Annotated in this window: 7 protein-coding genes and 1 pseudogene; 4 read left to right on the forward strand and 4 right to left on the reverse strand. The window is 71.5% G+C overall.

Annotation, left to right across the window (positions count from 1 at the left end; translation table 11 throughout):
- Positions 1-323: 323 nt before the first annotated feature.
- The 3 genes and pseudogenes from ACRDSK_RS30245 to ACRDSK_RS30255 form a co-directional block, all read right to left on the reverse strand.
- A pseudogene (locus ACRDSK_RS30245) lies at positions 324-742 on the reverse strand (IS982 family transposase); the annotation flags it as partial.
- 60 nt (positions 743-802) lie between these two features.
- Positions 803-1,153, reverse strand: coding sequence for a metallopeptidase family protein (locus ACRDSK_RS30250; RefSeq protein WP_431444797.1), 351 nt, complete (start codon positions 1,151-1,153; stop codon positions 803-805).
- A gap of 4 nt (positions 1,154-1,157) precedes the next feature.
- Positions 1,158-2,066 (reverse strand): septum formation family protein, encoded by a 909-nt coding sequence (locus ACRDSK_RS30255; protein ID WP_431444798.1) that lies wholly within the window; start codon positions 2,064-2,066, stop codon positions 1,158-1,160.
- Positions 2,067-2,205: 139 nt separating this feature from the next.
- Between ACRDSK_RS30255 and serS the strand changes: the two genes are divergently transcribed.
- The 3 genes from serS to ACRDSK_RS30270 all read left to right on the forward strand — a co-directional run bounded on the left by serS (position 2,206) and on the right by ACRDSK_RS30270 (position 5,296).
- A complete protein-coding gene (gene serS, locus ACRDSK_RS30260) occupies positions 2,206-3,465 on the forward strand; it encodes a serine--tRNA ligase (RefSeq protein ID WP_431444799.1) in 1,260 nt (419 codons plus the stop codon).
- Between the two features lie 184 nt (positions 3,466-3,649).
- A complete protein-coding gene (locus tag ACRDSK_RS30265; RefSeq protein WP_431444800.1) occupies positions 3,650-4,534 on the forward strand; it encodes a DMT family transporter in 885 nt (294 codons plus the stop codon).
- A gap of 36 nt (positions 4,535-4,570) precedes the next feature.
- Positions 4,571-5,296 (forward strand): ZIP family metal transporter, encoded by a 726-nt coding sequence (locus ACRDSK_RS30270; protein WP_431444802.1) that lies wholly within the window; start codon positions 4,571-4,573, stop codon positions 5,294-5,296.
- 160 nt (positions 5,297-5,456) lie between these two features.
- Here ACRDSK_RS30270 and lhgO read toward each other — a convergent pair whose 3' ends face one another.
- On the reverse strand, positions 5,457-6,629 hold the full coding sequence (gene lhgO, locus ACRDSK_RS30275; RefSeq protein WP_431444804.1) for an L-2-hydroxyglutarate oxidase: 1,173 nt from the start codon (positions 6,627-6,629) through the stop codon (positions 5,457-5,459).
- A gap of 32 nt (positions 6,630-6,661) precedes the next feature.
- On the opposite strand from lhgO, the gene ACRDSK_RS30280 reads away from it, so the two are divergent.
- On the forward strand, positions 6,662-6,929 hold a 268-nt coding region (locus tag ACRDSK_RS30280; RefSeq protein ID WP_431444805.1), incomplete at its 3' end, for a hypothetical protein.

Consider the following 6,929-nt stretch of genomic DNA (forward strand, 5'->3'; position numbering starts at 1 on the left):
GTTCTACAACCGCCACCGCCGACACTCCACCCTGGACTGGATGAGTCCCGTAGAGTTCGAAACCATCACCCGCCCGTCGACCCTCATCTCCTCACTGGCGAGTCCGTGAAACGGGGTCAAGATCACCTGACCTGAGCTGGTCGGTTTGGGCGACAAGCCGGTAGCCGTGCTGGCGAAGGACCTGGGCATCAGCGAGTCGTGTTTGCGGAACTGGATGGCCCAGGCCGATGCCGACACCCATGGCGGCGCGGCGACGCGGTTGACCAGCGCGGAGAAGAAGAGCTGGCTGAGCTGCGACGTAAGAACCGGCAGCTGGAGCTGGAGAGCTTCGGGGTGGCCGGCGCCCAGGTGACGGGTAGGCCTGCGGGTGTGCAGATCAGATGCGGTCGCAGGCCCCAGAAGAACCTCGAGTGGCTGGCGCAGTAGCCGTAGCCGGCCCATCAGATCGGTGTCGGTCGCCAGCATCCGGATGACCCGCTTCAAACAGTGGGACCGCCGCCCGGAGACGCTTGTTGTAGCCGGACTGCTGGGGCAGGTAGCGGAAAGCGCCGGGCAGGTGGCGGGGCAGGAACCGCAGCCACCGGGCCTCGGAGCGGATGCCGAGCAACGCTTGGGCCACCGCGAGAGTCAGCAACTCCGCGTCGGTGAGCCGCGGTGGCCGCCCAGCCCGGACAGGCCTACCCAGGTGATCGTCGATCTTGACGTAGAGTCCGGTCAGAAGGGTGTTCAGGTCTGTCGTCACAAACGGATCTTGGACACCCTTCGCCTGTCTCCAGACCACCCAGACTTAGAACCCACTCATCTAGCCCCAGCCGAGCTCGTGCAGGCGCGCGTCGTCGATGCCGAAGTGGTGTGCAACCTCGTGCACGACGGTGATCGCGACCTCCTCCACGACGTCGTCCTCGTTGTCGCAGATCTCCAGGATCGGCTCGCGGTAGATCGTAATCCGGTCGGGGAGGACGCCGCCGTAGTGGGAGGTCCGTTCCGTGAGCGCGACCCCGTGGTACAGGCCCAGCAGCGTAGGCTGCTCCAGGTCGCGGTCCTCGACCAGGATGACCACGTTGTCCATCGCCGCGGCGAACTCTTCGGGGATCAGGTCGATCGCGTCGCCCACCAGTTCCTCGAAGCGTTGGCGACTCATCTCGACGGGCAAACGGTCACCCGCCGGACTTCGGTGGTGCGCTCGTGCTCGGTGCCGCGTCCACCTGCACACTGCCCCGCACCGGTCGCAGCGCGCCGTTCGGCTCGCGGGCGCCGACCTTGCAGTTCACCTGGAACGAGCCGGCCGTCCAGCTCTCCTTCTTCAGCGTGTCGGGGTACAGCGACAACTGGAGCTTCTTGAGGTCCGCGCCGCCGGTGTACTCCTTCGCCGTCGGCGGGCACAGGTCGACCAGCTTGTTCAGCTGCGTCGCCTCCGGCGGGTACTTCGTCGGGTCGAACACCTTGCTCAGGTTGACGATGCCGACGACCTCGTAGGCGTGCGCGTCCCCGCAGTCGACCGGGTCGCCGACCTCGCCCTTCACCAGGCCGAAGCAGGTGCCCGGCTTGTGCACGTTCGACTGGTCCTCGTCGGCCACGGCGCCGGTCGTCGTGAGCAGGCGCGTGCCCGAGGGCGACACGCTCTGCAACCCACACCGCAGCTTGCGGTCGCCCTCACGCCACTGGTCGGCCGTCGGCTTGAGCGCGCCGACCGTGTACTTGCCGAAGGGGTCCAGCGTCTTGCCCATGTACTGCTCGCCGACCTTCGTGCAGCGGTCGGTGACGATCTGCTGCCAGTCCTGCTCGGGCGGCGGCGGCGCGTTCGTCGCGTAGTCCTTGCCGATCTCCACGTTGGAGGCCACCTCGAACGTGTGCGGCCGCTCACACGGCACGCGGCGCATGTTCTGCGGCGCGTCGTGCGGCCAGTCCAGACAGGTCCCGCTCGGCGAGTCGAAGGCCTTCGCGGCCTCGTCGGCCGCCGTGTCCGCGGAGCCGCTGACCGAAACGGGCCAGGAGAAGAGCACGCTCATGCTCAACACGGCCAGAGCACCGAGGAAGGCGCCTGCCATGATCAACCGTGTCCGCATGGTGCTCCCCCGAGAGCCCATCCACCCGACTTGTCCAGACCTGCTGTTCATGTTGGCGTCCATGATGCCAGCGCTCGCCCGGTCTGCAGATGTCGAATCGCGATGATGCACGGACGGGCAAGCCGGATACGCTCACCAAGTGATCGACTTAGGGACGCTGCGTGATGATCCGGAAGCGGTGCGCACATCTCAGCGTACGCGCGGCGAGGACGAGGCGGTGGTCGACCAGCTCCGCGAGGCGGACGAGCGCCGCCGGGCCGCCGTCGCCCGTGCCGACGGCCTGCGCGCCGAGCAGAAGCAGCTCGGCAAGCAGGTCGGCCGCTCTCGCGGCGAGGAGCGCGACGCCCTGCTCGCTCGCGGCAAGGTGCTCGCCGCGGACGTGCGCGCCGCGGAGGCGGATCAGTCGAGCGCCGACGCCGCGCTCGCCGAGCTGCACGCGCTGGTGCCGAACATCGTGCACCCGGACGTCCCGGCCGGCGGCGAGGACGACTATGTCGTGCTCAAGGAGGTCGGCGCACCCACCGAGCTCGGCTTCGAGCCGGCGGACCACCTCGACCTCGGCACCAAGCTCGGCGCGCTGGACACCGAGCGCGGCGCCAAGGTGTCCGGCGCGCGGTTCTACTTCCTCACCGGCGTCGGCGCCCAGCTCCAGCTCGCGCTGCTGAACCTCGCCGCCGCGCAGGCCACCGCCCACGGCTTCACCCTGATGATCCCGCCCGTCCTCGTCCGCCCGGAGGTCATGCGCGGCACCGGCTTCCTCGGTGCCCACGCGAGCGAGGTGTACAAGCTCGAGGAGGACGACCTGTACCTCGTCGGCACGTCCGAGGTGCCGCTCGCCGGCTACCACGCCGACGAGATCCTCGACCTGTCCGAGGGCCCGCGCCGGTACGCCGGCTGGTCGTCGTGCTTCCGCCGCGAGGCAGGCTCCTACGGCAAGGACACCCGCGGCATCATCCGCGTGCACCAATTCGACAAGGTCGAGATGTTCGTCTTCTGCAAGCCGGAGGACGCCGAGGCCGAGCACGCCCGCCTGCTCGCGATGGAGGAGGAGATGCTCGCCAAGATCGAGGTGCCCTACCGCGTGATCGACGTGGCCGGCGGGGACCTCGGCAACAGCGCGGCCCGCAAGTTCGACTGCGAGGCGTGGGTGCCGAGCCAGGGGCGCTACCGCGAGCTGACCTCGACGTCCAACTGCACGACCTACCAGGCGCGCCGCCTGTCGATCCGCTACCGCGACGAGAACAATCGCCCGCGAACGGCGGCCACCCTCAACGGCACGCTCGCGACGACGCGGTGGATCGTCGCGATCCTGGAGAACCACCAGCAGGCCGACGGCTCGGTCCGGGTGCCGGAGGCACTGCGCCCGTTCCTCGGCCGCGACGTGCTGACCGCCGGTTAACCGCTCGCCGCCGCCGGCCGACGACACGTACCGTCGCGACCGTGCATCGGCTGTTCCCCATCACCCCGCCGCCCCGCTCCTGAGCGGGGTGTCGCGGACGGCGTGGCCACCGGTCACGCCCGGTTGACGCTGGGCGCCCCGCGGACGAAGACCACACCTCTTCGACTCCCTGGGAGCGTTCTCCTTGACCACTCTGTCGATCACCCCTGCGCGGACTTCGGCCGCGCTGCTCGTCACGGCCGGCGTCCTCTGGGGCACCGGCGGCCTGGCCGGCGCGATCCTCGCCTCGGCCGGCGATCTGCACCCCGTCTCCGTCGCGACCTACCGGCTGCTGGTCGGCGGCGCGTTCGCGGCGGCCGTCGTCGCGTGCGCCGGCAAGCTCCACCACCTGCGAGCCCATCCGTGGCGACTGCTCGTCTGCGGCGCGCTGCTGGCCCAGTTCCAGGCCGCCTACCAGGTGGCCGTCGCCCAGATCTCGGTCAGCCTCGCCACGCTGCTCACGATCGGCTGCGTGCCGGTGTGCGTCGCTGCGGTGACCGCTCTGCGCGAGCGTCGGTCGCCCGGCCGTCGCACGATGATCGCGCTCGGCGGCTCGCTCGCCGGCCTCGCCCTGCTGTGCGGCGCGCCCGGCGGCGCGGTCGGCTGGCACACCGCCGTCGGCGTCGGCATGTCGCTGCTGGCCGGCGCCGGGTTCGCGGCGCTCACGCTGCTCACCGCGCGGCCGGTGGCCGGGCAGGGCGCGATCACCTCGGTCGGTCTGCTGGTCGGTGGCGTGCTGCTGATGCCGTTCGCGCTGGGGTACGGGATGGCCCTGCCGCTGACCGGGGAGGTGGTGGCGCTGGTCGGCTACCTCGGCCTGGTGCCGACGGCCGTCGCGTACGGCGCGTACTTCGTCGGGCTTTGCCACGCGGGTGCCACCGCCGCGGCACTCGCGACCGTGCTTGAGCCGCTGACCGCGACGCTGCTGGCGGTCGCCTTCCACGGCGAGCGGCTGACCGCGGCGGGCGTACTCGGCGCGGCGCTGATCGCGGGCGCGCTGGCGCTGTACTACGCGCCGGCGAAGCGGTAGCCGGCCGCCCGAGCAGCGGCGGGCTACGGTCACAGCGTGATCGAATCGGCGCTGTGGGGACTCCTCGGCGGGTCCTCGCTGGTGCTCGGCGGCGCGCTGGCGCTCGTTGCGAGGTGGTCGGCGCGGATGATCGCGCTCGTCATGGCGTTCGGGTCGGGCGTGCTGATCAGCGCGGTGTCGTTCGACCTCGTGGCCGAGGCGTGGCCGGAGTCCGGCGGGCTGGTGACGGGCACGGCGCTGGCGGCCGGGGCGCTCGTGTTCTTCGGCTGCGATCTGGCGATCAGCCGGACCGGGCTGACCCGGCGACGGCGGTCGGTGGCCGGTGAGTCGAGTGCCGCGATGGTGATCGTGGCGGGCGCGGCGCTCGACGGCATCCCGGAGTCGGCGGCGATCGGCGCGACGGTGTCCGGCGTCGGCGTCAGCGTGACGTTCGTGCTCGCGGTGTTCTTGTCGAACATCCCGGAGTCGCTGTCGTCGTCGGCCGGGTTGCGGCGGGCCGGGCGGAGCGGGCGCGCCATCCTCGGGCTGTGGCTGCTGATCACGGTGGTCTCGGCGGTCGCGGCCGCCCTCGGCTACGTGGTGGTCACGAACTCGGCGCCAGAAGTCGTCGGTGCGATCCGGGGCTTCGCGGCGGGCGCCGTGCTGACGATGGTCGCGTCGACGATGCTGCCCGAGGCCCACGACGAGGGCGGACCGTTCACCGCCCTCGTGACGACGGCGGGTTTCCTGTGCGCGGTGGCACTGGGCGGAGTCCCCAGCTGACCCGCAACCGAAGCACGAACCGCCAAGTCGATCTTCGTCACCCTCTGGATGGCGGCCCCACCCTCTCCGGGGGCACCCCTCACAGCCAGTCTATCGGTTTGGGCTGACAGGAAGGGGGCATCGGCGTCTGCTGTGGACAACTCCGGCGCATGTGGACAAGTCAGGCGACCTGGTCCGCCACGTGCTTGGCGATCTCCAGGCAGCAGGTGGCCGCCGGGCTGGGGGCGTTGAGCACGTGCACTTGGTTCGGGGCCGTCTCGATCAGGAAGTCGTGGACCAGCGTGCCGTCCGGCAGCAGGGCCTGCGCCCGCACGCCCGCGTGCGCGCGGACGAGGTCCTCGCGCCCGATGGCCGGGATCAGGCGGGCCAGCGAGCGGGCGAACCGCCGCCGGGACAGCGAGCGCACCACCTCGTCGACCGCCGTGCGGGGGTAGCGGCGGGCCAGGCGCCACAGGCCGGGGTAGCGGAGCGTCTCGCCCAGGTCCGCCGCCGACATGTCGCGCCAGCGGTAGCCCTCGCGGCGCAGCGCGAGTACGGCGTTCGGTCCGGCGTGGACACTGCCGTCCAGCATGCGGGTCAGATGCACGCCCAGGAACGGCAGCGACGGGTCCGGCACCGGGTAGATCAGCCCCCGCACCAGGTGCGCCGACTCCGGTCGCAGTGTGAAGTACTCCCCGCGGAACGGCACGATCCGCGCCCGCGGCGTCAGCCCGGCCAGCCGCGCCACCCGGTCGCTGTGCAGGCCCGCGCAGTTGACCAGGGTGTCCGCGCGCACGATGTCCGTCCCGGTCGCGATCTCCACGCCACCGTGCCGGCCGGGGCGGATGCCCAGCGCCGGGGTCCGCAGCCGCAGGTCCGCCGACGACAGCGAGCGGACCAGCGCCTGGCACACGGCCCCGAAGTCGATGATGCCCGTCGACTCCACGCGCAGCGCTCCGACGCAGGCGATCTCCGGCTCGTAGGCGTGCGCCTCGGCCGGCGAGATCAGCTTCGCCGGCACCCCGTTGGCCTCCGCGCGCTCGGCGAGGGCGCGCAGGCCCGGCAGCTCGGCGTCGTCCGTGGCCACCACCAACTTGCCGCACACCTCGACGGGTACGTCGTTCGCCCGCGCGAAGTCCACAATGGACCGGTTGCCGGCGACGGACATCCGCGCCTTGAACGAGCCGGGCTGGTAGTACAGACCGGCGTGCACGACGTTGGAGTTGTGGCCGGTCTGGTGCCCGGCCCAGTGGTCCTCCTTCTCGAGGACGGTCACGTGGTCGCCGCGCGCGGTCAGCTCGCGCGCCACCGCCAGCCCGAGGATCCCGCCGCCCACCACCGCAACATGTCGCACGTGGAGTAACGGTACTGCCCTACGGTGGCCGGGTGGCGGGCACGCGCGAGCGCTTCGGCCCGGCGCTCCCGATGGGCGCCGGCCTCGCCTTCGTGGGTGCGGCCGGCTACGCGTTCGTCGCGCTGACCGGCCACACGCTGCCGCCGGCCGACGCCGCCGCGGCGGCGAGCCTCTACCTGATGGTCAACATCGTCGGGCCCGGCCTGTTCTCCGCGCTGGAGCAGGAGACCAGCCGCGCGGTCAGCGCCGAGCTCGCCGCCGGGCGCGGCGCCGGCCACGTCACCCGCGCCTCCTGGCTGC

The sequence above is a fragment of the Actinophytocola sp. genome, assembly GCF_050699915.1.
GTDB lineage: Bacteria > Actinomycetota > Actinomycetes > Mycobacteriales > Pseudonocardiaceae > Actinophytocola.

Coding starts and splice junctions, on each gene's coding strand:
- ACRDSK_RS30255 (WP_431444798.1), bottom strand. CDS start 2,066: ATGCGGACACGGTTGATCATGGCAGGCGCCTTCCTCGGTGCTCTGGCC.